Origin of the sequence: Xanthobacter autotrophicus, from assembly GCF_030015065.1 — a bacterium.
GTDB classification, from domain to species: domain Bacteria; phylum Pseudomonadota; class Alphaproteobacteria; order Rhizobiales; family Xanthobacteraceae; genus Xanthobacter; species Xanthobacter autotrophicus_D.
Map to the genome: position 1 here is coordinate 1 of NZ_JAIVFN010000495.1, position 412 is coordinate 412.

At 62.6% G+C, this 412-nt stretch carries 1 protein-coding gene; it reads left to right on the forward strand.

All coding sequences use genetic code 11. From position 1 onward, the window contains the following. Positions 1 to 412: hypothetical protein (locus K9U40_RS24195; RefSeq protein ID WP_282892587.1), on the forward strand; the 412-nt coding region annotated here is incomplete at both ends.

Consider the following 412-nt stretch of genomic DNA (forward strand, 5'->3'; position numbering starts at 1 on the left):
CGTTCGTTGCTGGCTCCGGAAGCCCGCGAAGCCGCGGACCTGATTGCCTATTTGCATCGCAGCCGTGATGAGTTGGATCGCCTGCGCCAGCAAATGGCAGAGGAACGCAAGGAGCTGGAGCTCGAGCGCGGCAAGTTGCGCGGCGAATGGGCGGACCGGCAGAAGCAGCGCATCGCCGAGCTGGAAAAACAGTTCGCGGAGATGCAAAAGCGTTTCGAAGAGAACGTCGCGCGGGTCGTCGAAGCGGTCAAGGACCGCGAACTGCGCGCGCAACTTGAAAAAACCTCGCGGCGGAAGTTTCAAGACGTCCGCGCGGAGGCCAAGGAAGACCTCAACGCCGCGGTCGTGCAGACGATTGCCGATTCGCAAGCGGACCTCGGGCGGCAGACGGCTGCGACTCAGTCTATTAGCG